The 23,788-nt window shown below is 61.0% G+C and carries 24 protein-coding genes; 9 read left to right on the forward strand and 15 right to left on the reverse strand.

Going from position 1 to position 23,788, the window contains the following annotated elements; translation table 11 throughout:
* Positions 1–10 precede the first annotated feature (10 nt).
* From AC3YMN_RS17990 to AC3YMN_RS18000, 3 genes are all read right to left on the reverse strand, one after another.
* Positions 11–496, reverse strand: coding sequence for a tripartite tricarboxylate transporter TctB family protein (locus AC3YMN_RS17990; RefSeq protein ID WP_172122443.1), 486 nt, complete (start codon positions 494–496; stop codon positions 11–13).
* A complete protein-coding gene (locus AC3YMN_RS17995; RefSeq protein WP_489891082.1) occupies positions 493–1,437 on the reverse strand; it encodes a Bug family tripartite tricarboxylate transporter substrate binding protein in 945 nt (314 codons plus the stop codon). Before AC3YMN_RS17995 ends, AC3YMN_RS17990 begins: the two co-directional genes overlap by 4 nt.
* Before the next feature lie 155 nt (positions 1,438–1,592).
* Positions 1,593–2,228, reverse strand: coding sequence for an SGNH/GDSL hydrolase family protein (locus AC3YMN_RS18000; protein ID WP_489891083.1), 636 nt, complete (start codon positions 2,226–2,228; stop codon positions 1,593–1,595).
* Between the two features lie 210 nt (positions 2,229–2,438).
* Between AC3YMN_RS18000 and AC3YMN_RS18005 the strand changes: the two genes are divergently transcribed.
* Together AC3YMN_RS18005 and AC3YMN_RS18010 are read left to right on the forward strand one after the other, a co-directional pair.
* A complete protein-coding gene (locus tag AC3YMN_RS18005; RefSeq protein ID WP_127752029.1) occupies positions 2,439–2,657 on the forward strand; it encodes a hypothetical protein in 219 nt (72 codons plus the stop codon).
* A gap of 112 nt (positions 2,658–2,769) precedes the next feature.
* Complete coding sequence (locus tag AC3YMN_RS18010; protein ID WP_489891118.1) at positions 2,770–3,933, forward strand: glycosyltransferase family 87 protein; 1,164 nt, start codon at positions 2,770–2,772, stop codon at positions 3,931–3,933.
* On the opposite strand, the gene AC3YMN_RS18015 is transcribed toward AC3YMN_RS18010, so the two are convergent.
* The 7 genes from AC3YMN_RS18015 to AC3YMN_RS18045 form a co-directional block, all read right to left on the reverse strand.
* Positions 3,846–5,501 carry a hypothetical protein gene (locus tag AC3YMN_RS18015; RefSeq protein ID WP_489891084.1) on the reverse strand — a complete coding sequence of 552 codons (1,656 nt, stop codon included), beginning with the start codon at positions 5,499–5,501 and terminating at the stop codon, positions 3,846–3,848. The two genes, AC3YMN_RS18010 and AC3YMN_RS18015, sit on opposite strands and share 88 nt — an antisense overlap.
* Complete coding sequence (locus tag AC3YMN_RS18020) at positions 5,498–7,033, reverse strand: hypothetical protein (RefSeq protein WP_489891085.1); 1,536 nt, start codon at positions 7,031–7,033, stop codon at positions 5,498–5,500. Before AC3YMN_RS18020 ends, AC3YMN_RS18015 begins: the two co-directional genes overlap by 4 nt.
* Complete coding sequence (locus AC3YMN_RS18025) at positions 7,033–8,664, reverse strand: hypothetical protein (protein WP_489891086.1); 1,632 nt, start codon at positions 8,662–8,664, stop codon at positions 7,033–7,035. The genes AC3YMN_RS18020 and AC3YMN_RS18025 overlap by 1 nt, the downstream gene beginning before the upstream one ends.
* 1 nt (position 8,665) lies before the next feature.
* Positions 8,666–9,406, reverse strand: coding sequence for an SDR family oxidoreductase (locus AC3YMN_RS18030; protein ID WP_489891087.1), 741 nt, complete (start codon positions 9,404–9,406; stop codon positions 8,666–8,668).
* Between the two features lie 4 nt (positions 9,407–9,410).
* Positions 9,411–10,736: an FAD-binding oxidoreductase gene (locus tag AC3YMN_RS18035; RefSeq protein WP_489891088.1), complete on the reverse strand. Its 1,326-nt coding sequence runs from the start codon at positions 10,734–10,736 to the stop codon at positions 9,411–9,413.
* Positions 10,736–11,134, reverse strand: coding sequence for a GtrA family protein (locus tag AC3YMN_RS18040; RefSeq protein ID WP_172122451.1), 399 nt, complete (start codon positions 11,132–11,134; stop codon positions 10,736–10,738). Before AC3YMN_RS18040 ends, AC3YMN_RS18035 begins: the two co-directional genes overlap by 1 nt.
* A gap of 66 nt (positions 11,135–11,200) precedes the next feature.
* Positions 11,201–12,748 (reverse strand): UbiA family prenyltransferase, encoded by a 1,548-nt coding sequence (locus AC3YMN_RS18045; RefSeq protein WP_349236671.1) that lies wholly within the window; start codon positions 12,746–12,748, stop codon positions 11,201–11,203.
* A gap of 580 nt (positions 12,749–13,328) precedes the next feature.
* On the opposite strand from AC3YMN_RS18045, the gene AC3YMN_RS18050 reads away from it, so the two are divergent.
* The 7 genes from AC3YMN_RS18050 to AC3YMN_RS18080 all read left to right on the forward strand — a co-directional run bounded on the left by AC3YMN_RS18050 (position 13,329) and on the right by AC3YMN_RS18080 (position 18,406).
* Entirely contained in the window at positions 13,329–13,631 is a 303-nt protein-coding gene (locus AC3YMN_RS18050) for a hypothetical protein (RefSeq protein WP_489891089.1), read from the forward strand.
* A gap of 116 nt (positions 13,632–13,747) precedes the next feature.
* Positions 13,748–14,173, forward strand: a complete 426-nt coding sequence (locus AC3YMN_RS18055; RefSeq protein ID WP_489891090.1) for a hypothetical protein — start codon at positions 13,748–13,750, stop codon at positions 14,171–14,173.
* 244 nt (positions 14,174–14,417) lie between these two features.
* Positions 14,418–14,708, forward strand: coding sequence for a helix-turn-helix transcriptional regulator (locus tag AC3YMN_RS18060; RefSeq protein ID WP_489891091.1), 291 nt, complete (start codon positions 14,418–14,420; stop codon positions 14,706–14,708).
* Positions 14,698–15,534 carry a hypothetical protein gene (locus AC3YMN_RS18065; protein WP_489891092.1) on the forward strand — a complete coding sequence of 279 codons (837 nt, stop codon included), beginning with the start codon at positions 14,698–14,700 and terminating at the stop codon, positions 15,532–15,534. The genes AC3YMN_RS18060 and AC3YMN_RS18065 overlap by 11 nt, the downstream gene beginning before the upstream one ends.
* Positions 15,535–15,647: 113 nt before the next feature.
* Entirely contained in the window at positions 15,648–16,502 is an 855-nt protein-coding gene (locus AC3YMN_RS18070; RefSeq protein WP_489891093.1) for a hypothetical protein, read from the forward strand.
* Between the two features lie 266 nt (positions 16,503–16,768).
* On the forward strand, positions 16,769–17,311 hold the full coding sequence (locus tag AC3YMN_RS18075; RefSeq protein WP_489891094.1) for a hypothetical protein: 543 nt from the start codon (positions 16,769–16,771) through the stop codon (positions 17,309–17,311).
* Positions 17,312–17,524: 213 nt separating this feature from the next.
* Positions 17,525–18,406: a LysR family transcriptional regulator gene (locus AC3YMN_RS18080; protein ID WP_489891119.1), complete on the forward strand. Its 882-nt coding sequence runs from the start codon at positions 17,525–17,527 to the stop codon at positions 18,404–18,406.
* On the opposite strand, the gene AC3YMN_RS18085 is transcribed toward AC3YMN_RS18080, so the two are convergent.
* The 5 genes from AC3YMN_RS18085 to AC3YMN_RS18105 all read right to left on the reverse strand — a co-directional run bounded on the left by AC3YMN_RS18085 (position 18,403) and on the right by AC3YMN_RS18105 (position 23,732).
* Entirely contained in the window at positions 18,403–19,713 is a 1,311-nt protein-coding gene (locus AC3YMN_RS18085; protein ID WP_489891095.1) for an amidohydrolase, read from the reverse strand. The two genes, AC3YMN_RS18080 and AC3YMN_RS18085, sit on opposite strands and share 4 nt — an antisense overlap.
* Positions 19,710–20,495: an ABC transporter permease gene (locus AC3YMN_RS18090; RefSeq protein ID WP_489891096.1), complete on the reverse strand. Its 786-nt coding sequence runs from the start codon at positions 20,493–20,495 to the stop codon at positions 19,710–19,712. The genes AC3YMN_RS18085 and AC3YMN_RS18090 overlap by 4 nt, the downstream gene beginning before the upstream one ends.
* A complete protein-coding gene (locus AC3YMN_RS18095; RefSeq protein WP_489891097.1) occupies positions 20,492–21,235 on the reverse strand; it encodes an ABC transporter ATP-binding protein in 744 nt (247 codons plus the stop codon). Before AC3YMN_RS18095 ends, AC3YMN_RS18090 begins: the two co-directional genes overlap by 4 nt.
* 131 nt (positions 21,236–21,366) lie before the next feature.
* Positions 21,367–22,344, reverse strand: a complete 978-nt coding sequence (locus tag AC3YMN_RS18100; RefSeq protein ID WP_489891098.1) for an ABC transporter substrate-binding protein — start codon at positions 22,342–22,344, stop codon at positions 21,367–21,369.
* Between the two features lie 26 nt (positions 22,345–22,370).
* Positions 22,371–23,732 carry a UbiD family decarboxylase gene (locus tag AC3YMN_RS18105; RefSeq protein ID WP_489891099.1) on the reverse strand — a complete coding sequence of 454 codons (1,362 nt, stop codon included), beginning with the start codon at positions 23,730–23,732 and terminating at the stop codon, positions 22,371–22,373.
* Positions 23,733–23,788 lie beyond the last annotated feature (56 nt).

Consider the following 23,788-nt stretch of genomic DNA (forward strand, 5'->3'; position numbering starts at 1 on the left):
CAGCTCTCGATCAGGGGATAAGGCGTTCCAGCGGACCGGCAGGCAGCGACAACTGCAAGCCTTTGGCAAAGATGAACCAGACGATAAAGGCAAAGACGATGCCGATCGGGATGGTCTTCCAGAGTGGGCCGCGCCCGAATGCCTGGGCGGTGAAGGCAAACAGCACGCCGGTGGCGATGGAGAAACCCACAGTGGTCAGCAACAGCAGCTGCGCCACAAGGCCGCCAACGATCCAAAGGATCGGCACGTAATTATCGCGGTCGCGCGCAGGAAACTTGCCCCGCATGGCCTCAACCAGTGTCCCGGCCGAAAGCAGCAGTAGTCCACCGGCAATTACATAAGGGAACACGGTCGGTCCGACCTTGGCCTGAATGGGCGGGACGCGCATCTGGCTGGTCTGCCAGATGATCACCCCCGCAATCGCCGCAAGGACCGCCGCTATGACAAGCGCCGCCCCATCGGGGCGGCGCGAGAGATTGGGTTCGCCAGAGGTCATTGCACCAGGCCGATGTCTTTCAGGATGGCCTCGGTCGCTGCCGTATCGGCGGCAAGCTGGGCTGCGAACTCGTCACCGGCGAGATAGGTGTCGACCCAGCCCTTGGTTTCAAGCGTGGTCTTCCAGCTCTGCGAGTTCACCATCTTTTCGATGTCGGCGGTGATGGAAGCCTTCTGCTCGTCGGTGATACCGGGAGCGGCGGCAACCATGCGCCAGTTCTGCAGCGCCATGTCGATACCCGCTTCGCGCAGGGTTGGCGCATCGACGCCGGGGATGCGTTCGTCGCTCGATACAGCCAGGAGGCGCAGCTCGCCTGCCGCGATCTGGGGAGCAAATTCGCTATAGCCCGAAATACCGACGGTGACCTGCCCGCCCAACAGCGCCGCGAGCGCTTCGCCGCCGCCGGAATAGGCGATGTAATTGACGGCAGTGGGATCGACGCCAACGGTCTTGGCGATCAGGCCCGCCGTGATGTGATCGGCGCCACCGGCCGAGCCGCCAGCCCAGGACACCGAGCCTGGATCGGCCTTGAGCTTGGCAACGAGGTCATCCATGCTCTGCAAGTCCGACGCTGCCGGGACCACGACGACCACGGCTTCACCGGTCAGGCGCGCGATTGGGGTTACCTGCTCCAGCGTGACGGGCGAGGCATTGGTCAGAATGGCGCCGACCATCACATAGCCGCCCACGATCAGGGCGTTGGGATTGCCGGTCGACTGGTTGACAAACTGCGCCAGCCCGATCGTGCCACCGGCGCCGGGAACATTGGTGACCTGCACATTGCCCGAAATCCCGTCAGACTGCAGCGCTTCCTGCATGGCGCGCGCGGTCTGGTCCCAGCCACCGCCCGGGGCCGCGGGCGCCATGATGGTGTAATCGGCAGCAAAAGCTGGCACCGCAAGTGCGCCGGTGATCAGCGCAGCAAAAACCAGTTTGTTCATAAGTCCTCCAAAACAGAAAATCGGAACGTCCTTGCCTCATGCCTGCATGATGCCGCGTTCCGGTGCCGGACAGTTGCCGGCGTGCCTCCAATAGCGCATTTTCGGGCCTCGCGCGCAATTGCCATTCTGAGCGAGAAGGCCGCTTCCAACCCGCGCTAGCGTGCGTCTCCATAAAATGCCGACGGTCCGGCAAAATCGTGGTTGCGCACGATCTGTGCCGTGGTCAACGCAATCTTGCCGGCGCCCGCCGCCGAGGGCTCGATGGCATTGGCATAATCGCCGCGAGCATCGAAGAGCACACGCAGGTCGATCACGGGCCAGCGGCGTCGAACCGCTTCGCGCGTGATGACGTCGTTGAGGAGGCCCAGCGCCAGATAGGACATGCGACGCTGCACGGGGTCATCAAACTGAACATCGTAGATGGTACACAGCGCGATCGGCAGCTTCAGGCCGGCGGCGGTGTCGAGCATTGCTCGATAGCCCTTCGCAAAGCCATCCCGCACCGGCTCGATCTTGCTCAAGGCCTGTGCAACCGATGTGGCCCGCTCCAGCAGCACGCCCGTATGGCGCAGCGCATCATTGCCGCCCGCGCTGACCACCAGATGCGTGGCACCACGGGGAACGCGGGCAAGTTGCTCAATGGTGCCCGCGATCAGTGCGCCATTGCGGGCCAGAAGACTGACTTGCGCGCTCGAGCCCACTTCCTGTTGCAACTGCTCCAGCACGGAGCCCGCGGGTTCCACATAAGCGCCGTTGTCAAGGATTGAGTCGCCGAGCAAGACCAAGTGCATGGTAGTTTTTATGCCGCGTGAGGTTGATCTATCCTCACCGACGCCACAGAGCGCCTTCCGTTCCCCGCGGTAAATGCGTATCAAGAGCATGTTCGCGACCAAGGACAACTCGGCTCAACGCTCCGCTGATCGCGGGGAATTGATTCCGGTTATAGCCGGGAGCCAATGTGGCTCTGGCGAGTTGAGTCTGCGCCAAAATGGAGGTTACTTGTGAACAGGAACGTAATAATCGGCATCATCGTCGTAGTCGTGGTGGTTATCATCGCGCTCTTCCTGATGAATAATTCCGGCACCAATACCGGAACGACGACCACTCCGGCCGAAACCACGGCACCTGCCGCACCGGCAACGACCACTACCCCTGCAGCACCCACGACCACGACCCCAGCTGCACCAGCAACTACCCCTGCCGCTCCCGCCACGCCATAATGGCACGCGGCTGACTCAAGCAAGGACCGCTTCGGGCTTGTGCCCTGAAGCGGTTCGTTCGCGTCGGTATATCTATTCGGGTTAGGATTATGCAGGTGTTCCGTTGATCCCGGTGCAGGCGCGCACGTCCACCGCGTTTCCCTACCGTCTGCTGGCCTTGGCAGCGGCACTATGTTTGGTCGCGTTTTCCTTGTGGGCGATCTCGGGCGAACTTCGCCGCGTGCTTCCGCCCCACGGGCTCTGGGATTTCGGTGCCTTTGTTGCGTCCGGACGCGCGGCAGCCGAGGGCCTCAATCCTTATGGCGTTTATCCGCCGCTGACCCCTCATGTGGTTTTTCCGGGCTTTGAAGCCTGGAACCCGAACTTGAATCCCCCGATTTCCGCGCTGCTGTTTCAGCTGTTCGATCTGGCCCCGCCCGAACAATCCCTCTGGGTCTGGTCCTGGATTTCAGTCGCGCTTTATGCCGCCGCCGTGTTGCTGCTGGCACACCGCTATGCGCCGGACTGGCGCGCTATCGTCCTCGTCGCCTGGGCCTTCGGGCTCGCCGGATTTTGGGACACGCTTTACCTCGGCCAGATCTACGTGCCGCTGGTCTTGGCTGCGGTTGGCGCCTGGCTGCTGCTGGATCGTGACCAACCCATCTGGGCCGGTGTGTTGATCGGGCTCGTAATTGCCATGAAGCCCAACTTCCTCGTTTGGCCGGTGCTGCTGTTCCTGTCGGGGCAGCGCCTGCCCAGCCTGGTATCGGTCTTTACCGCCGCTCTAATCAGCGCCATTCCTCTCGCCATCTATGGGCCTGAAATTTACCGCCAATGGCTTGAGTTGGTGGTTTCTGATGGGGAACGGGCGTTTTTCCTCACCAATGCTTCGATCTCCGGGCTTGCCGCCCGTGCCGGCGTGCCCTTCCTGGGGACAGCGTTCAGCGCCGCACTGCTGCTCGCGCTCGCAGCCTGGGCGTGGTTCCGCCGGCCCAGCATCATGCAGGTCAGTGCCCTCGGGCTCCTCGCGGCAGTTCTGGCCTCGCCTTTGGGTTGGATCCACTACACCCTGTTCTTGCTGCCCGTGATCGTTGCTTATCGCCAGCATTGGGCGATGTGGATCGTGGCCGCGCTCCTGGTCGTCCCGGTTCCCAAGATCCTTGGCTATTTCGGCGCCGAGCCATGGCTGCAATTCACGCTGGGCTCGGCCTATGGCTGGGCACTGGTACTTTGCTTGATAGTGCTGCTGTTTTCGGATGGCAGCACAGAAACCAAGTCTGCTCCGCGCCGCACATAAACGCGCCAGTGGCGGGTCGCGGTCGCCAGTTCGAAGTTCTGCGCGATATAGTCGGCATAGATCTCGCGCATGCCGTCCGCGGTCCAGTGCTCGATCGGCGTCTTTGGATCCATGACGATCTCGACATCCGCCATGATCTCCGCGGCCGGTGGAAAATGGTCATGGTCAAGCGTTCGGCCCCAGTGGAACCAGGGGCTGTCGCCTTGGCTCACCGGTAGATCCAGTCCCGCTGCAAACGGGCTGACGAAGTCAAACACCAGGACATTCTGCAGCGGCCGGTCGAGGCTCTCCAACGCCAAGGCCCCATCCAGCAGAGTCTCGTGATAACGCACGAAGTTGCGGTAGGCGCCCTCCGACCAGAGGCGAACCAGCCGGACGCCGCCAAATTGGGGCAGGGGGGAAGGCTCGCCGGCACGACTGCTCGCCATGGCGGCATGGACGCCAAGCGAAAAGACATTTTGCACCGCCACCGGAAGCAGCAGCGTCGCCAGCAGCAGCGGTACGCCGGCGCCGCTCAGCGCCGCGGGGTAGCGTTGCGAATTGGGCTCGCGCAGCAGCAGTTCGGCAATCACCGCCGCACCGGCCCCGAGCGTCAGAATGCCGACGATCTGGAAGTTTTGCTCGATGATCAAAATGCCCGTCGAGGCGCAAAAGCCGACAAACAGCAGGTCGCGAAAACGGCGGCGCGCCAACAGCAGCAGGGCGGCGAACAGCGCAAACACCACCAGATCTGCCAGATTGACCATCATGGTTTCGGCCAGACGCTGTAGCTCTGGCAAGCCACCACTGACCTCCTGGGCGAGCTGCAGATCAGCGACATGATTGAGAGTGCCGCCCCAGAGCAGGGCGATCGCACCGATAGAGACGGCGCAAAGCCCCAGGGCGAGCGCCATGCGTCCTCGTTGTTGCCGATCGAGCAACATGAACACCAAAAAGGCGAAGCCCACGAGCCCGTAGCTCGCCTTGGTGTAAAGCATCAGCAACACCAGCAGTGCGGCACAAGCGGCATCCACCAGCGCCTGCTGCCGGCTATCATTGAATGGTCGCAGATACATCACCAGCAACAATCCGAGCGCCGACCAGCCGATCCGGTTGTAGAACATGGCAAAGGACAGGTCCGAGACTGCTTCACCCGGATTGACCGGGACGGCAGCTACGGCGAGCAGGAAGACGGCGGCGGCCATGCCGGTGATGGGGTGCATGCGGCTGGCGATCAGCGGTGCGCCGATGCAGGCCAATATCAGCACGACCAGCGCCATGCCCACCGGCATGGCTGCCCCCAAACTGCCGCTCAGCGCCAGTCCTGCCGCCGGCAGATAAAAGGCCAGCGGCCCAAGAGAGGTGTGGAAGTCCACATTGGGCACTTGCCCCAAGACAATCCGATGCGCGCCATCAAGGAAAATGTAGAGGTCGTTGACGTATTTATTCGTCGCCGTTTGCCCCGGCACGGCGAGCATGGCCGCAAACAACACGCCCAGGGCGAGCACTGCCCAGCCCAGCCGGCGCGCCGTTGTCATGGTGCCGGGCCACCGCGAAAGTGCTTGGGTGCTGGGGGACGCAAGCGTCATGCGGGTGCTCCTGGCTGGGGCGGGCGGACATAAACTCGCCAAAGCTCGGTTTGCGCGGCCAGGACGAAATTCTCGCCGATATAAGCACCGTAGAGCCCCTCCAGTTGCCCCACATTAATGCCGACTGTAGGCACCATCACCACCATCACATCGGCGAAGAGTTGTTCAGGCGGCACGAAGACCGCCGCGTTGATATTGCGCCCCCAATGCATCCAGGAAAGATCGCCCTTGGGCGGCGCCAGGTTGAGCCCGGCCGAGAACGGATTGGCGAAATCCAGCACCAGCACGCGTTCGGGCACAACGCCTGCTTGCGCCAGCGCATCTGCTCCCGCGCCAAAGGTGCCGATATATTTTTCGGTGAAGCCCTGATCGCCGCGCGACCACAAGCGACCGAACCGCACCTGCTCCAGACCCGGCAGGCCCAGCGGTTCTCCCCACCCGGAAACGGCCATGGTGAAGTGAGACATCAAGGCGACTGTGTGGCTGCCAAGCCCCGGCAGCACCATGAACAGGAAAAGCAGCGGTGCGCCTGGGCTCAGTGCCAGCCTGCGGCCCCGCTGCTCGAGGCCGCGCAACAGGGTTTCGGCCGCCACCGCCGCGCCGGCGAACAAGGTGATGATGCCCCAGTTATGCGCATTCTGCATCAGGATCAGCAGCCCCGCGACCGAGCAGAAGATGTAAAACAGCAGGTCGCGCCAGCTGCGCGTCTGAGTGAGGGCTAGCCCCGCGAAAATCCCAAACACCAGCAGGTCGGACAAATTGCGCAGCAGCGCATAAACATAGCCCATGGGATCGCGCTGGCCGCTCACCCGGGCGGTTTCCAGCAGGTCCTGGAGGTAAAGCCAGCTGCCGCGCCAGAACAGCTCCACCACCGCCATGGCCACTGCAATCAGCAGCAGTGCTAGCGCCGCCCAGCGCCATTGCTGGCGGTCAAGCAGCATGAAAATCACGAAGGCGAGCGCTACGGGGGCATAGGTGATCTTGAGATAGATCAGGAGCACGACAAGGATCGCGGCGGTCGCCGCATCGATCCAGATGCCGAGAGGGGGTTGCCGTCGCGGCCGCAGATACATCACCGCGAGCAGCGCCAGGGCAACCCAGCCGATGCGGTTGTAATACATCGCGAAGGTGATCGAGGAGAGCGAGTCCCCCAAATTAATCGGCGCCGCTAGCACGAGGACAAGGAAGGCGCCAAGCGCGAGGGCCAGCACCGGACGCAACCGGCTAACCAGCACATGCACCAGCAGCGGCACAAACAGCACGATCAGCAGCGCCATTCCGACGGGAAGTGCCCCGCCCAGTTGCCCTGAGATCCACAGCCCTGCCGCCGGGATATAATAGGCCAGCAGCCCAAGCGCGGTGTGGAAATCGCGATTGGGCACTTGCCCCCAGGCGAGCCGATGCGCCCCATCAAGAAACAGGAGCAGGTCGTTCACATAGGCCGATGTGACCGTGCGGGCGGGCAGCGCCAGCAACAGCGCGCAAACCAGCGACAAGCCGGCAAGCACAGCCGCAGTGGCCCGGGCGCTCATCACGGCGCGAGCGGGGCAGGGGCGGCGGCAGCTGCCGGCATGCCGGTATCCGCCGGGTTGCGGCGGAACAGGCGCCAGTTGGGCGTTTGCGCCACCTGGGAATAGTTTTCAGTCACATAGGGCAGGTAGAGCTGGCCGACAGGTCCGCTCCCGCCCGCGCTGGTCCGCTCCATCACCACGGCCGCATCGGCAAAGAGGTCTTCCGGGGCCGGATGGAAGGTTTCGTTCAGCGTTGCATTCCAGCGCAGATCGAGCTTGTCGCCCGCCGGTGGTGGCAAGTTCAGCGCCAGCGAGAAGGGGTTGGGTGTGTTGAGGACCTGAACGGTTTGCGGTGGCTCCGGCAGGTTCTCCAGCGCGGCCAGCCCATCGTTGATGGTGCCGAGATACCAGGTGCTGCCATTGAAATCGCCATTGGTCCAGAGATTGGCCAGCCGCACGCCTTCGAGGCGCGGAATGGCCAGGGCTTGCCCGCCATTGACCAAGGCCGTGCCGGCATGCAGCAGCAGGGCGGTCGAGCAATGCACGATGGTGGGCAGCAGCAAGGCCGCAAAGTAGAGCGTGACCCCGGGCGGGTTCACCACGGCCCCGGCCGGGCGACCAGCGCGCGCGGCCATGTTGCGCAACAGATATTCGGCCGCCACCGCTGCCCCCGCATGGAGGGTGAGGATGCCCCAGCGCTGCTCGTTCTGGTTGATGAGCCAGTAGCCGGCGACGGCGCAGAACAAAAAGAACAACAGGTCGCGCCAGTTGAACCGCCGCCAGAACAACAGGGCCACCAGCAGCCCAAACAGCAGATAATCGGCGAAATTGCCGAGCAGCAGATCAATGATGCTACCCTGCGTTCCGCGCCACCAGCCCCCGGTCTGCAACGCCATCAGCACGTCGCTGGCATAGCTGGCCGAGCCGTGCCACACCAGCTCGATTCCGCCAGCAACGAGCAGCGTAGCGAGCAGCGCCCCACCCGCCCAACGCCAACGGCCGGTGATCAGCATCAGCAGCAGGAACGCACCACCGACCATGCCATAGGTGGCGCGGGTATAAACCATCACCAAGACGAGGATCGTGGCGCAGGCAATATCGAGCGCCACGCCACGACCAACGGCTTCCTTGGGCTCGACATACATCACCAGCAGCAGCGCCAGGCACACCCAGCCGATGCGGTTATGAGAGAACAGGAACGACAGCGCGGTAACGCCTTCGCCCAAATGCATGGGCACGGCCAAGACCAGGAACAGAAAAGCGGCAAAGGGCAGGGCCAGCGCCAGATGCAGCCGCGAGCTCAGTACATGCGCCGCGATCGCAGCGACCACCACCAGCAGCAACCCCATGCCGATTGGCAGGGCGGCGCCATAGCTTCCGCTCAGGCCAAGCCCAAGAGCGGGCAGGTAATAAACGAGCGGCCCCAAAGCGGAATGGAAATCCCGGTTCGGCACCTGGCCCCAGGCAATGCGATGAGCGCCGTCGAGGATCGAAAACAGGTCCTCCAGCCCCCGGGTCGCGATCGTTTCCCCCGGCAAGGCGAGAACAAGCGCCAGCACAACGCCCAGCCCGAAAATCAGCAGCGCCGGCGCACGCCAGCGGCTGCGCTCCCGTTCGAGCACACCCCGCGAATGGCTTGCGGCCGACACCATGCTAGAGCCGGAGCTTCTTGAATACCGGCTCGGGAATGGCGGTGATGATCATCATCACATAGCGCCACATCCAGCGCACATAGATCACGTCGCGCGGGCGGCTGCCGTCCGCGGCAGCAAGGATGGCATTGCCCACCTCTTGCGGCTCGGCCGTCAGCGCTGGCGGCAGTTTCATGCCGGCAGTCATGCGTGTGCGCACAAAACCGGGCTTGACCGTAACGACCCGTACCCCGGTCTGTGACAGCCGGTTGCGCAGCCCCGACAGGAAGGCGGTGAACCCGGCTTTTGCCGCGCCATAAACATAGTTGGACCCGCGTCCGCGGTCGCCCGCCACCGAGCTGACGCCCACGATCGTGCCCGAGCCGCGCGCCTCGAACTTTTGCGCCAGCAGACCCAACAGCAGTGCGGGGCCCTCGAAATTGGTCCGCAACACTACGGCGGCATGATCAAGATCGCTCTGGGCGCGCTCCTGCTCACCCATTTCGCCGACCACGCACACAACGGTGTCGGGCAGGGCCGGCAGGCCGGTGATGAAGCTCTCAAAGCTAGAACTATCGGTCACATCCAGCATATGGAGCGAAACCGCGCCGCCGCTTCGTGCCGCGAGGTCGGCGCGGTTGCGCTCTGCACCAGCCACATTGCGGGCGGTCAGCAGCACGGTCCAGCCCTGCGCGGCATAGGCGCCCGCCGTAGCATGGCCGATATCGGAAGTTGCGCCGATCAAAAGAAGCGTCTTGGACATTCGCCTATATACCTAGCCTGCTGGAAAGACGGGATTGCAACCGGCCCTCGGCTCCCACCGCGCGCCGCACCTGCCGGAACTCGTCCAGGCGGGGATAACCGGCCTCGAAGGTATCCCGTGACTGGCGCGCATCCTTGGTGAGATAAAGCCGACCACCGGCGCGCACCACGATAGCATCGATCTCATCGAGAAGCGCGAAGATCTCGTCGGTGACGCGCACATCCAGCGCCAGCGTATAGCCTGGCGTTGGGAAGGACAGCGGGCCGGTGCCATCCCCGAGCTTTTTGAGCACGGCAAGGAACGATGCCTTGCCCGAACGCGAAAACCGCTCGAGAATTTCGCTCAGCACGGCATGGGCATTGTCGGGCGGCACCACGCATTGATGCTGCAGGAAGCCGCGCCGCCCATAGATGCGGTTCCACTGGTCCACGCCGTCCAGCGGAAAGAAATACGGATTGAAGTGCACCAAAGCCTGCTCGGTGCGTGACCCCGCGCGGAAGTAAACCTCGTTGAAGGCCCGGACCGAAGCCCGGTTCAGCGTCCAGCTGGGCAATTCCAGCGGCACGCCCAGTTTTGCCCGAGGGGCTGGGGCCAGCACACCACGTTCGGATTGCGCGGCGGCAAGTTGATCCCGGGTAGCATGTTCACCCACATAAACCAGCGAGCGGCCCAGCGCTGCGCCGCCAGCAATGCAGTCGATCCAGGCTACAGAGTATGTCGCCTCGCTCGATTCATCGAGGGCCTGCAGCGCGGCGCCAAGATCAGGGGCAACCACGGTGCGCTGGTCGATCCAGGCGGTTTCGATGGTGCGCAGTGTCATTGTCGCTTGCGCAATGATGCCCGTAAGCCCCATGCCGCCGATCGTAGCGAAGAACAGCTCACTATTGTTCTCGCGCGAACAATGAACGGTTTCGCCGCCTGGCACCACGAGATCAAGGCTCTGCAAATAAGCGCCAAAGCCACCATCGCGATGATGGTTCTTGCCGTGAATATCGGAGGCAATCATGCCGCCCACGGTCACGAGCTTGGTGCCCGGCACTACCGGTGGGAAAAACCCGCGTGGCACAAAGGTGTCGAGAATATCGGATAGCAGCACTCCGGCCTCGACCGTAAGATTGCCGCTGACCGGATCAAATTCTTTCATGCGATTGAGACTGCGGCCGAGCACCGTCAGGGCTTCGCCCATGGCGGCGTCTCCATAGGCGCGGCCATTGCCCCGAGCCACCAGACCGGAGCCATCGCGCATGAGCCGCGCGAGGTCGTCCGGGCTCGCGGCAGCGACAACCCGGCCATCCAGGCTTGGATAGCGTCCCCAGCCGTCCAGGCGCATCAAGATGCCTCCGTCCGGAACACAAAGCGCCGGTCGAGCCAGTATTTGGCGACATAGCCGATAGCAAGGCCGAGCGCGCCGCCGGAGTATTTGGCCACGTCGGTCTGCCAGATGGACCAGGCGGCGATTTCAAAGCTCCAGAAAACGATAGTGGTGAAGACGCTGAACAGGCCGTAAAGGCCCACCTTGCGCGCCTCCTCCCCGTGGGAGCTTGAGCTGTCAAAAAAGATCCAGTTCTTGTCCAGCACATATTTGGCGGCAAAGCCCGCCGCAGTTCCGGCCAGAATGGATAGCATCAGCGGCGCCCAGGGCAGCCCGGTGACGACCAGTTCCTGGACGCCAAAATTGATCAAGCTCGAAAGAATGGCGAACAGGACATAGCGAAAGGCAATGCTCATGCGGGCCTTGCCTCACGCGAACGCGGATAGGGAACAGGGTAGCAAATGGTTCAGGTCCTGCTTGTTCTAGAAGGCTGCCACGAAAAGAACGCCGGCGGTCGCCAGCGTTGCCACGCTGAGTCGATCCTTGAGAGCGAACACCACCGGGTCATCATGCATTTCCCCACGGCGCGCAACCAGCAAGGCCCGGCCAATCCAATAAGCCAGAATGGGCGCCACGAACCACAAGATTTCCGGGCGGCTGAAGGTGGTGACCACGCTTTCGCTCGAGGCATAAAGCAGGAACAGTGTGATGGCGTTGAGCGAAGCTGCTGCGGCGAGCGCCCCAACCATGTGGATGTCGTCGTTGCGATAGTCGCGGCTGGTGGCGTCGGGCAGGTTCGCTTCGCGCCGGGCCTGAAGTTCTACATAGCGCTTGATCAGTGCGAGCGACAGGAACCAGGACATGGTGAACGCCAGCAACCAGGGCGAGAGCACCACGGACAAAGCCACGGCACCGCCGACGACGCGCACGGAATAAAGGCCAGCGAGCGTGATCACATCGGCAATCATCTTGCGCTTGAGCAGGAAGGTATAAGCGCTGGTGAGAGCAAAATAGCCCAGCAGGACCCCAAGGAAGGGCAGGGAAACCCAGGCGCCCAGCGCCAGGGAGATGCCGAGCAGAACCGGGATAGCCAGCATGGCTTCCGAAAGCGGAACGGAGCCATTGGCGAGCGGGCGATGCCGCTTGCTGCGGTGGCCGCGGTCGTCCTGCAGGTCGATCAGGTCGTTGAGGATGTAAACGCTGGAGGCGCAAAGCGAAAAGGCAATTGCTGCCACGAGGACGTGCATGAATGCCGCCAGCTCAAACATCTGGCTGGTGATCAGAGGCACAAAGACGAGGCCGTTCTTGGCATATTGATGCACCCGCATCAGCTTGGCCCAGGCTTTCCAGCCCGCCCGCTCATGGGTCAAGTGCTCAACATCGTCGCTGGAACTTGCCAGCGCCCGCCCAACCCGCGCTGGGGCCCGGATCGCCAGGGCCTTGGCGGCGTGTGGCCAGACATGCAGGTCGGCCGCATCATTGCCGATGTAATCGAAGCCCTTCTCCCCAAAAGCCTCCACCAGCTTGTGCGCCTTCACCTTGCCCGCGCAATTGGTCAACTCATCGGTTGCGAACCAGCCATCGAACAGCTCGAGGTGATCTGCTACGGCGCCAACCAGCACTTCATGGCTGGCTGAGGCCAGATAAACCGGACGCCCTTCGGCCCGCGCCTGGCGAATGCAACGCAGCACTTCCTCGTCATAGGGCAAAACGGCCGGGTCAAATACGGCCGTCGCCGCCAGGCGATGCTTCAGCGCCGCCTTACCCTGCTTGAGCGCGGCGATCAGTTCAAGCAGCGCAAGCGGGCGCCGGGACAGCTCGGCGAACGCCGTCTCGATCAACAGGTCAGAGCGCAACAGGGTGCCATCGAGATCCACGACCAAGGGCCGAAGATGCTCGCTTTGCTTGAGAACGGCGATATTCCCATCGGAATCCACCGTTGCGTCCCGCAGATAGGCTGGCCGCTTGGGCCGGGCATTGCGTGCCGAGAACTTCAAGACTTCTGTTGCATGCTGTTCAAGTTCACTCACGTATCACCTGCTTGGGAAGAAGGGCCGAACCCCACCCGAAACCAGAGAAAGCCCGTGCGCGTTCCCTTCATTGGTCATCGATAATGTGAAGCAATGAAAGCGCGCCTTCGCCCCCCGAAAGCTGCATGGGAGCTATGTTCTTGTAAAAGGGCTGAAAAATGGCCGCAACAAGCGGCTTCAAGCATGATGAATCACGGCTGAGTCATGTTCTCGGGCCCCGGCAAACAAACAAGCTGAATGGAAAAGTTGGAGCGGGTGAAGGGAATCGAATTACGCTACTTTCCTCTTGGAATCGCTGATCATTTATGATGGTGTCAGCGTATATACCGCCAGAGATACCGTGAAAACACATCCAGGCATCTCTCACCATGCAATACATGTTTAGGCAGGTAAGGCGCTGAAGCACCTGCCTGTGCGACGCCGAGATTATGCATTCGGAAATGCGTCTGCAACAGCTGGTTCGTCGCATTCCGTACCATCCGCCGCCGTTCAGTAGGCGAGCCTTCCCAACAGGGCCTCTGACCAGCAACGTAGCTCACTCCGGCACGTTGGATACATTGGAAGCGTTAGCGGAGCCAATGTGGAAAACCGACTACAGGAAATCGCCTTCCTACTAACATCTGACGACTTCTCGGACGTGGCCATCTTCGAGAAGGCCGCAACTTTGTTCGAACTTGAAGTGTGGTTTGTTTTTCCAAGTTCGAGCAAGCGCGACACCCTACGGCGCCAACAAGCAATGTTGTTTGTTGCGCTCAAGTTCCTCGAGAGGCGGCTGAGCCACCTTCGTGAGAAACTTGGGAGGCAGGCTGGGCTGCATGACGTCATCGCTGATCCCTCTACGCCATCCTTCACAACAAACTCCTCCTTTCGCCTGATTGGCTGATGCGCATCAGGTCACTTCCAAACGCGCGCGCGTTTGACAGAGACGTGCGAGCCCGGTGGAAGAAAAGCACACCCGTCGCTGATATGGTGGACGTGTCCTACCGGTTTGACCCGAGATTGACCAAGACCAAACGGAAAAAAGGGGGCGTTACAACCGCCTGGGACTATGTGGCCGAAGCTCCCGAATACAAGCAAAAGTATGGACTGACGCTGTTAAAGGAGCGATGGCAGGAGTTTAGTGAGGGAGCACTGTTCCTGTTCCTTGTCAAGAAGCTCAAATATCCCTTTAAGCCGCGCCGTGTCGCAACAGTCCACTTCATTGATCGCCTGATCAATGATGTGACATCGCAAGCTGACCTCAAGGAGTTCTTCTCAGCATACGCGATTGTGCAGCAGGATTTGAGCGGAAAGGGCTATGCCTTTCCGCCACTCGCCGGTTTTGCCACTGCTGTTTCTGGACTGCAAAAAGTCCCCCTGAAGGGTCTCGTCGAGCTCGGATGGGCGCTGGAGGAGGTGCCAAAAGGCTCCAAGCTATCTCCCTAGCAGCGAGGCCCAGCTGCTCCGATACGGCCTGGATGCGGGTGGCTCACCCAACCGGCGCGCCTCATCGGCTGCGCGTCCTTAGGTTCGCTCTCTTGACTTAGGGCGGGTCGCTGGACGCAGAACTCGCTAGCGAAGTAACGGATTCCGAAGCAGCTCGTGAGCTTGGCGATCCGTAAGGCATTGAAGTACCGAGGGTTCAGAGTAGTCCGGCAGGGTCCGAACCGGTCCGCGCGGGAGCGAAGCAATGGAAAATCGGGGCTCGTGGCAAGGTCCTCCTGCAGGCGGAGAAGCGCCTGCGCAACACGGAGAACTGAAGTTGACTAGCACAATACCTGACCTGCCGGCCGATGCCTATCTTCGGCTACCCCAGGTTCTAATCTACGTCCCGGTCTCGAAATCTACAATTTACTCAGCCATTAAGGCAGGTCGCTTTCCACCCCCGGTGCGCTTGTCCAAGCGAGTGAGTGCTTGGCCCGTATCAAGCCTCCGAGCTTATCTCGTGGCGCCTGACAAGTGGGGAACCGATGAGCAATAAAAGGAAGGGCACCAGCACCGAACGTCGCATCGAAACCCGTACAGCTAGACATAAGCGGATGGCACACCGACGCGATTGGCTGGAGGCGCGACGTAAACAGCAGGAGGAGACCGGGCAGACTCACGGGCCCCGGCATGACCCAGGAGCATCCCAACTGCCGGGAGGGTTGCTTAATGCGACCTTCCCAACCACCCAATCAGGCCTTGATGGTAGTGGCGGGTTAGAGCTGCCCGAGATTGCTGAACTGCAAGCCGACGGCGGCTTGGTGAAAGTGCTCGGCGAAATCCGTTCGACGATCACTACGATTGGGGGGCGCTATCAAGCCGGGCTACGCGGGGAAATTGCGAAGGTTTATGCAACAGCCGCCTTTCTGCGTGCTGATGCGGATGCTTGGCTCGACTTCACCAGGCTGCCGGACTGGGAGGAGTTCAAAGGGCAAAAACCACAGCCTGGCAACCAAGCAGACGCCCTGCGGTTCGCAATGCGATATGCTTTCGGACTACAGGGAAAAGAGGCCACGAAGCGCGCGAGCGAGTTTTACGGTATGCTCAAGGCGACATTTGACCTCGGTGTCCCGGCGTCGCAAATCGAACAGCTGATTTGCGAGAAAGGCGGCATAGAAGCCTTCGCACAGGAGGGAACGAGGGCCCGCAAGGGACAGCAGCAAATCGCCATTGAGCCAGGCGCAATTTTCCTGCAGCTCGAACCGGGTCAGGGGACGGAGCGTCTTATCGCCCTGTCTTCTGGAACGGAAGCCCACGTGCTGATCGAGCTGGGTGACAACAGTGGTCAAGTGAGGAAGGCGAGGTTCATACGGGAACTCTAGTCTGCCCTTTGTAATACTAAATCGACGCGAAACACCTGAACTAAACACCCGCAGTGGCATCACCGGTTAGCCTGCCTGGCTCATCGGTGATGGCTGCTGCCGTAGGAGCAGATATGAGAAAGCGACTTCTCAACCTCACCCGCTTCATCGAGGCGCATGAGCAATTTGACCGCCGCATTCGGAATTACGCATGGAAGAAACCAGGCCGCCGCAACCTAGCTGATCCGGATCTTAGTCGCATTAAGCGAAACCAGGCGGTGTCGCTTAATGGGATCAATCCGTGGGCCCGCATTGATCTTGCGGAACAAGGTCAGGCTGTTCTTCGGGATTGGCTTCTGGACGTCCCGACCCAGCCCTACTTCTTTCTGACCCTGTCACCGAGAGCGTTCGTGGTTCCCGTGTCGGTAGCGTCAGAATTCGATATTGAGCAAATGAAGACCTGGGCCCGCAAACTTCTCAAGAACGCCAGCTTTATGGGCGTGGTGGAGCTCGCCTATTACGGCAACATCGCCCTGCTGCAAACACTAGAGCCCGTCGTCTGCTGGCATCTCCACCTCCTCGTATGGGACTGTGACAAAAGCAACGTGCGGGCGGTGGTGGACCTTGTGAACGCCAGTCACCACGGCATCGCACCCGGCTTTAATCCTGCGCACAGCCGGGAATTGGGACCCAAGGGGATGCTAAGCCGATGGTGCTACATGTCGAAGGTGCCCCTTAGTGAGCATCGAGTTTTTCAAATCGGCGACCACATCAACCAAACGTCCGGCGAAGTCCTGCCTCGCTTCCGGCAAAAGAAGCGCGAGTTGCGACCCCGAGACGCCGCGCTAGTCTGCAGAGGGATGGGGTCTCGCACCCTGGATGATCTTTTGTTTGCCGGTGGTACGGGCAGAGGGCTGCTGCGCAGGGTACTAAAAAGACCCGCAGATCGCTTCGCTGGGAAGCGTCAAGACGCCAGGACGAAATACTAAGGGCCATGGGAGCCTATCACGACACCTGAGTGCGGGTGGGTAGCTCGGATAGGGCCGCCGTCCGGATTTAACTGACATGCAGGTTTGTACAAGTTCTGCCACAGATTAGCGAAAATGCGTTTCGGTAAACTAACTTTCAGCTGCACGGTCACTGCCGCCGCTGGAAGTGCCAAGGCGCACCCGTGCTTTATCAACTTACACCATACGCAGATTTTCGCTGCGTATATGGCAGAGTATTGCTCAAATGGGGTTCACCAATGTCAACCATGACACGCATCATCAGCGCCTACGGCGAATTTATACGCGAGCACATTGCAGAGGGCTGGGACTTGTACTTCATGACGTTCACATTCAGAAACTTAGGAGGCACACAAGAAACCAAGCTTGGGAGGATGGAAAGGGAAATTGAGCGGGTCTACGCGACCATGCTTACAAGAGTTATTAGAAATCCCCGAAAGGAAGAGCTCACCAGGCTGCCCGTCTGGGTAGTGGTGCCGGATACACCGGTTCCGAAACATGAGCGCCAGCACCTAGCCCGAGTGGCCGTGAATGACGGCCTGCATGCCCATGCGCTTTGCCTCATTCCGCCGTGGTCCAGGCTGAAACGAACTCTGGACAACGATGTTGTGATAAACCAGAGCCGCTATACAGCCAACCAGCGCCTGCTCTTCAGAGTCCATGTTGTTCCCGTAACTGAAACCCCGGCTTACGTCGTCGGGTATGGCATGAAAGGGCTTAAGTGTAGGCGCTTCAACACTGACCACGTCCTACTGCTACCAAGAGCTGACAGCGAAATGGTAACGGACTGACAGAGCATACCGCCGCGGTGCCATTCTCGTCGGTGACAAGGCAGCCGAACAGCCGTTACCCGCTTCTGAGCATTACTTCAGTGGCCGTTCATAGTGCATGGGCTGGCGCAATGGCTTGCTATCTGACTCTTATGGTAGCGTTCCAAGACAAACACAGATCAACATTCGAGTGAACGCGCCTTGAAACTGCCCCAATCGATCGACTCGACGGCATTGCGCTATTTTCAGGCTGCGGCCACTGCCTGCTCGATGCGAAGGGCCGCCGATCAGCTCAACGTTTCGCCTTCGGCGCTGTCGCGGCAAATCTCGGCGCTTGAGGAAAAGCTTGGGGCCCCTTTGTTCGAGCGCATGCCGCGTGGGGTGAAGCTGACCAGTGCTGGTGAAATTCTGCTGTTTCATGCTGAACAGAGCTTTAGGGAACTGGACCGGGCGCAGAAGGCTATCGCCGAGCTGAAGGGGCTGCGGCGTGGCCAGATCAATATCGCCATCGTCGAGTCTGCCGCACGCGGGCTGTTGCCGCCGGTCCTGGCGGCGTTGTGGGCCCGCCATGCCGATGTGAAAGTTTCCGTGCAGGTGGCCGGCACATATGAAGTGCTGCGGCGCGTGGAGCGGGGCGAGGCTGATATCGGCATCGCTTTTAATGTCTTGCGCGAAACCGACCTGATGGTTGTCGATGTAGCGCGGCTGCGTATCGGGGCCATCATGTCGAATAACCACGAACTTGCCGGACGCAAATCGCTCAAGGTCAAGGATCTGGTCGGACGGCCGGTCTTTCTGGCCGACTCGTCGCTGATGCTGCGGGACGCACTGGCCGATGCCGAGCGTAGCTGGCCGTTGGATGTGCGGCTGGTCACCAACTCGATTACGCTGATGAGCGCCCTGGCAGCGATCACGAACGGCATTGCCCTCAAGACGAAAGTGGGAGTAACGGAGGAAATCAAAAGGGGCGATCTCAACTTCGTTCCGGTGGAGGATAAACGATTGCCGGTCCAGCACCTGGCGGTCGTGGTGCAGCGCAACCTAGCTTATCCTGCATTGGTCAACACCATTGCCAAGGAATGCGCCACCGCCCTCTCGCATATCCGCGAAGACTAGAAAGCGGTGGCCCCGGCCCTTTGTGCCAGCTCTTCCGCCACGAGACGGTGTTCTGCCAGCGCTGCCCTGTGCTCCGCCCGAACCAGAACGCCATCGCGCACCAGAACCCGCCCGTCCACCATGGTCAGGCTCACATCGCTTCCGCGCGCGGCGTGGACCAGATTGGTTTCCGCCGTGTCGGGCAGGCAGGGCTGCAGGTGAAAAGCGTGAGTGTTGATGATGACCAGATCGGCAGCCATGCCCGGCGCAATGGCTCCGACGCCCACTGCCCCTATGGCTGCCGCACCGCCGCGCGTGGCCATGTCGAGAACCTGCCGCGCCCCCAGAAGCGTGGGGTCCCGAGCAAGTCCCTTGTGCAGAAGGGACGCGAACTTCATCACGTCGAACATATCGAGCCGGTTATTGGCCTTGGCCCCGTCCGTGGCGAGCGCGACATTGATGCCGCAACTGCACATGAGCGGCACCTCGGCAATACCGGAGCCAAGTTTGAGATTAGCGTGGGGGCAATGGGCGACATGGGCGCCCGCTCCCGCGATGATGCGCCTGTCATCATCGTTGAGCCACACGCCGTGGGCGAGCAAGGTGGTCGCGCCCAATCCGCCCAGATCATGCAGATGCGCAACCGGGCTTCGCCCGGTTCGTGCCCGAGTTCTGTCCACCGAAAAGCGCGTTTCGCTGCAGTGCAGATGCAGTCCGACCTCGTATTGCGCTGCGATTTCGATACCCTGACGGATCTGAGTATCGCTGCAGCTTTCCAGATCGTGCAGGCCCACCCAGACCCGCACGCGCGGATCAGTGTCCCGGAACGCCTCAAGCAAACTGACTGTGTCATCCAGATGAGGCGCAAAAGGCTTGGTATCGGCAACATACGGGGCGACCACAAGGCGAATGCCGCATTCAAGCGCAGCGTCCACTGCCGGACGCGGGCGGATGCACATGTCCAACATGCTGGTCGTGCCCGACATAAGCGCCTCGCCATAAGTGGCAAGGGCCGCCACCCTGGCTTCGGCGTCGGTCAAATTGGCTTGCTCGCGCTCGATAACGCCCAGCCAGTCTTCCAGGACCACCCCTTCGGCACTGCCGCGCGTGAGACTGGAGTGGGAATGGCAATGGGCATTGACCAGACCCGGCATGAGGACATTGCCATTGCCATCTATGGTTTCGTCAAAGCCATTAAGTTCGGCAGGATCGTCCTGGCCGACGCCCGATATGCGGCCATCCCTGACGGCAACCCAGCCCCCGAACGGTCGGGTGGTGCCCGCGGCTCCTACCACGAGGACATTTTGGAAAAGAGTGCTTGATGTCATCCGGCAGCCTCCGCGCCTTCTCCGCGCGTTGCCAGCCTCTCAAGCCGTCCGAAGAGGACGAAGGATGTCACGCCCAGAGCTGCGAGCACGGCCACACAGACAAAGAGCAGATCGGTACGCAACTCGGTGGCCGAGGTGATGATGAGATAACCCAGTCCCACCCCGGAGCTGTAGAACTCAGCCACCACGGCCCCGACCAGCGAGAGAGATGCGGCAATCTTGAAGCCGGCGAAGATGAAGGGCAGCGCGGTGGGCAGCTGAACCTTCAGCAGCAGTTGCAGCCGGCTGGCATTGATCGAGCGCATGAATTCAACCACCCGCCTGTCCGCCGACTTCAAGCCACGCGTAGTGTTGGTGACGATAGGGAAGAAGGAAATAATGGCGCAGATCAGGACCTTGGGCAGAAGGCCAAATCCGAACCAGATGGTCAGAAGCGGCACGAGTGCGATGACCGGTATTGCGTTGGATACGATGATGAAGGGCAAGAGGCCCTTTTCAAGGAACCGCGAATGCACGATGCCGGCAGCGATGCTGACCCCAAGCACGGCCGAAATCGTAAAACCGAGAGCGGCTTCGAGCAGGGTAAGGCCGGTGTGATACCAAAGGTTCTGCGTGCTCTGGAACCTCACCGCGATATCGCTGGGCGCCGGAAGCAGCCATGCAGGTACATCGAGCAGTTGAACGCTCCCCTCCCAGGCCGAGATGATGACGACGAGGATAATCAGCGGAGGAAGCACCGCCCAGGATAGCTTGTGCAGTGTCATGTTCGTGGAGGTTTTCATGACCGCAACGCATCCCTTGCTTCGCGCACCAGACGCATGAACTCGGGTGTCTCGCGCATGTCCTCGTGCCTGGGTCGCTCAAGATCGACAGGCAATATCGTCTTGATCCGCCCCGGATGGGGCGACATGACCACGACCCTGTCGGCAAGATAAATGGCCTCGGAAATATTGTGAGTGACGAACAGGATGGTCTTCTTTCCCACAGACCACAGTTTGAGCAGATCGTCCTGCAACTGCATCTTGGTCAGTTCATCCAGCGCGCTGAACGGCTCGTCCATCAGCAGAATGGAGGGGTCCCAGGCGAGCGCGCGCACGATGGCCACGCGTTGGCGCATTCCGCCCGACAGTTCATGCGGGTAGGCATTGCGAAAATCCCCGAGACCGACGGACTTGAGCAAGTCCATGCAGCGGGCCTCCCGCCCCTCGGCCCGCACATTCAGGACTTCAAGCGGCAGCAGCAAATTCTCGATCGCCGTGCGCCAGGGCAGAAGGGCGGGCTCCTGAAACACGAAGCCGAAGTCGTTTTCCCGCCTGGCTGCTTCCGGGGGCGCCCCGCGAATAAGGATTTGCCCTTCGGTGGGCGCAACCAGATCACTCACCAGACGCAGTAGCGAGCTTTTGCCGCAGCCGGTCGGGCCGAGCAAGGCAATGAACTCTCCCTCTCCCACGCTCAGATTGATGTCCGAGAGTGCATTGACCCGCCGACGCGGCGTTTCGAAGCTTAATGAAACCGAACGCACCGAAATGCAGGACGGCGCCGCCAGGCTTTGTGCGGTAGAGCCCTGCTTGAGAATAGCTTCGTCACGGCCAGCAAGCTGGCCGTGACTGGGATCTGGTCTAGTGGTTAGCGACATCGCCTGCCTGTCGTGGGTCACTGCGCAATGAAATCGGTGGTGAACAGGCTTGGTGCCTCGGGCGCCGCGTCCACCAGGCCCAGTTTGGCGCCCAGCTCGGAAGTGCTCTGCCAGCGCGCTTGGCTCATTGCGCCGATTTCGCGGTCCCCACTGCCAGTCCAGTAAGGCGTGGTCAGCTCCAAAACATTGGCTTCACGAACGGTGTCGACTTCGTCAACTGCCGCTGCAACAGCGGCGATCGCTTCGTCGGGATTGTCCATGCTCGCCTGCATGGCCCCAAGGGTCGCCCGTACGAAGCCGGCCACCAGATCGGGATTGTCCGCAATCACATTCTGGCCGGCAACCAGCGTCAGTCCATAGGCGTCAACGCCGAATTCCGACACCGGCATGACATGGACAGCCATGCCCAAGGTGGCCGCCTCGATTGGCTCATTCATTTCGAAGCCCATCAAGGCCCCGACCTGGCCGACCAGAAGCGGCTGCACGCCGAAGCCAACGTCGGCCATTTCCACATCGTCTTCCGATATGCCGTTCGCGCTGAGCATGGCACTCAGGCCCTGGCTGGTGGCGCTGCCCTTCTTGTTGCCCAGCAGCACGCCGTCGGTCAGCTGGTCGGGAGAGGTGATCGGGCTATCCTGGGGACTGATGACGACGGTCGGATTGTCCTGATAGAAGCCGGCAATAGCCACCACCGGCACATCCTGAGCCTTGGCCTGCACCAGCACGAGACCATCCACCAAGCCGAACTCGACGGCGTTGGCGCCAACCTGCTTGACGGTATCGGACGAGCCGGAACCGGAAATGATCTCCAGATCAATTCCCTCCTGCGCATAAAGCCCCGAAGCCTGACCGTAGTAGAACGGTGCGTGTTGGGCCCCCGGACGCCAATCGAGTCTGATCTGTGCCGAGGTCAGGTCGTCCTGGGCAAAGCTCGGCATAGCCGAAAGCGCAGTCGTGGAAAGAATGAGGGCGGCAATTAGTGAGCGTCTATTCATGGCGGTTTACTCCAGCGCAGGGGGATTTAGCGAATTGAAGTCAGGGTTTCTCGAGCCCATTGCTGGGCACTTTCGGGCAAGACTGCCCGCTCAACATCCCAATCCATCGGGGCCGTGGCATCCAAGGCCAGCTTTGCCGAGGTACCGTTGCGAGACGACGGATCGAGTTGGTTGCACAAGGCATTGGGCACGCAGAACATGTCCGTATCGGCCTGGAACCGGGTTGCCAGAGCCCACATCACCTCGTCCTGATTGAAGACGTCCACATCCTCATCGACGGCAACCACGAGTTTTATATAGGGGTCGAGCCCCATCAGCAGCATCATGGCGTGGTTGGGCTGGCCCTCGGCCGACTTCTTGAGCGACATATAAGCGTGAAAATGCGTGCCGGATTTGGGCCAGTTTACCGCTTTGAGGTTGGGAACCATTTCCCGCAGCCGCATGACCACGTGGGCTTCCTTGCTGGAACGGCCCAGCAGCAGGTGCTCGGCGGAAAAGCCCGGAATGATGTCGTGGAAAATCGGGCGGTCGCGGTGAGTGATGGCGTTGGCGACAAAAACATTCTTGGTGGAACGATAGGTGGAATAACCGGTATATTCGCCGAACGGCCCCTCCGCCTCCTCAACGCCGGCCAGAATCTCGCCTTCTATGACGATCTCGGCCCAGGCAGGGACCTCGACGTCGATGGTCTTGCACTTGACCAGATCAACCGGCTCTCCGAGCAAGCCGCCGGCAATATCCAACTCATCAACTTCCATGGCCACTTTGGCAGCCGCGGCCAGGTTAATGGCCGGGTGAACCCCGATAACAATGGCAACTTCCAGGTTCTTGCCCCGGGCAGCGCAGCGGGACAGGTGCTCCCAGATGTGGCCGCGGGAATGCAGGCTGGCACCCAGCCGATTTGGTCCCTTGAGCTGCAGCCGCTGGTAGGACAGGTTGCGCACCCCGGTATCGGGATCCTTGCAGATGAGAATGCCCGAGCCGATGTAGCGGCCCGCATCCTTCTCGAAATGCCGGCTGATCGGCAGCGCACCGATGTCAAGTTCGTCGCCTTGAATGACATGGTCATGCACCGGACCGCTCTCCACCAGACGGGGTGCAATGGTCTTTTCGGCGGCCTGCGCCCAACGCTCATGGAACTTGCCCGGCTCGACACCGCAGAAGCGGGCGATGCGCTCGCGGCTTGCAAACAGATTGCTAACTACCGGCATGGTGAAGCCGTCCGGTTTGTCAATCACCACCACGGGATCGCGACCCTGCCGCTCCAGTTCGAGCACCAGTGCGGTAGGCAGATAGTCGATATCGGTGGGCTGAGCGAGTGTCAGGATTTCGTGGTCCTGAAGGTCTGCTAGCCAGCTTCGCAACGAAGGCGCTTCATTGTGTTTCATGCTGGAAATTCGGTCGAACACAGACACGTCAGCAAACTCCCGTCACTCGAGGCGAC

The sequence above is a fragment of the Devosia sp. Z11_6 genome (assembly GCF_058133665.1).

What these genes read in the sequence shown, in the direction of transcription:
- AC3YMN_RS17990 (WP_172122443.1), bottom strand. Translation starts at nt 496, where the DNA reads ATGACCTCTGGCGAACCCAATCTCTCGCGCCGCCCCGATGGGGCGGCG.
- AC3YMN_RS17995 (WP_489891082.1), bottom strand. Translation starts at nt 1,437, where the DNA reads ATGAACAAACTGGTTTTTGCTGCGCTGATCACCGGCGCACTTGCGGTG.
- AC3YMN_RS18000 (WP_489891083.1), bottom strand. Translation starts at nt 2,228, where the DNA reads ATGCACTTGGTCTTGCTCGGCGACTCAATCCTTGACAACGGCGCTTAT.
- AC3YMN_RS18015 (WP_489891084.1), bottom strand. Translation starts at nt 5,501, where the DNA reads ATGACGCTTGCGTCCCCCAGCACCCAAGCACTTTCGCGGTGGCCCGGC.
- AC3YMN_RS18020 (WP_489891085.1), bottom strand. Translation starts at nt 7,033, where the DNA reads ATGAGCGCCCGGGCCACTGCGGCTGTGCTTGCCGGCTTGTCGCTGGTT.
- AC3YMN_RS18025 (WP_489891086.1), bottom strand. Translation starts at nt 8,664, where the DNA reads ATGGTGTCGGCCGCAAGCCATTCGCGGGGTGTGCTCGAACGGGAGCGC.
- AC3YMN_RS18030 (WP_489891087.1), bottom strand. Translation starts at nt 9,406, where the DNA reads ATGTCCAAGACGCTTCTTTTGATCGGCGCAACTTCCGATATCGGCCAT.
- AC3YMN_RS18035 (WP_489891088.1), bottom strand. Translation starts at nt 10,736, where the DNA reads ATGCGCCTGGACGGCTGGGGACGCTATCCAAGCCTGGATGGCCGGGTT.
- AC3YMN_RS18040 (WP_172122451.1), bottom strand. Translation starts at nt 11,134, where the DNA reads ATGAGCATTGCCTTTCGCTATGTCCTGTTCGCCATTCTTTCGAGCTTG.
- AC3YMN_RS18060 (WP_489891091.1), top strand. Translation starts at nt 14,418, where the DNA reads ATGGAAAATCGGGGCTCGTGGCAAGGTCCTCCTGCAGGCGGAGAAGCG.
- AC3YMN_RS18065 (WP_489891092.1), top strand. Translation starts at nt 14,698, where the DNA reads ATGAGCAATAAAAGGAAGGGCACCAGCACCGAACGTCGCATCGAAACC.
- AC3YMN_RS18070 (WP_489891093.1), top strand. Translation starts at nt 15,648, where the DNA reads ATGAGAAAGCGACTTCTCAACCTCACCCGCTTCATCGAGGCGCATGAG.
- AC3YMN_RS18075 (WP_489891094.1), top strand. Translation starts at nt 16,769, where the DNA reads ATGACACGCATCATCAGCGCCTACGGCGAATTTATACGCGAGCACATT.
- AC3YMN_RS18085 (WP_489891095.1), bottom strand. Translation starts at nt 19,713, where the DNA reads ATGACATCAAGCACTCTTTTCCAAAATGTCCTCGTGGTAGGAGCCGCG.
- AC3YMN_RS18090 (WP_489891096.1), bottom strand. Translation starts at nt 20,495, where the DNA reads ATGAAAACCTCCACGAACATGACACTGCACAAGCTATCCTGGGCGGTG.
- AC3YMN_RS18100 (WP_489891098.1), bottom strand. Translation starts at nt 22,344, where the DNA reads ATGAATAGACGCTCACTAATTGCCGCCCTCATTCTTTCCACGACTGCG.
- AC3YMN_RS18105 (WP_489891099.1), bottom strand. Translation starts at nt 23,732, where the DNA reads ATGAAACACAATGAAGCGCCTTCGTTGCGAAGCTGGCTAGCAGACCTT.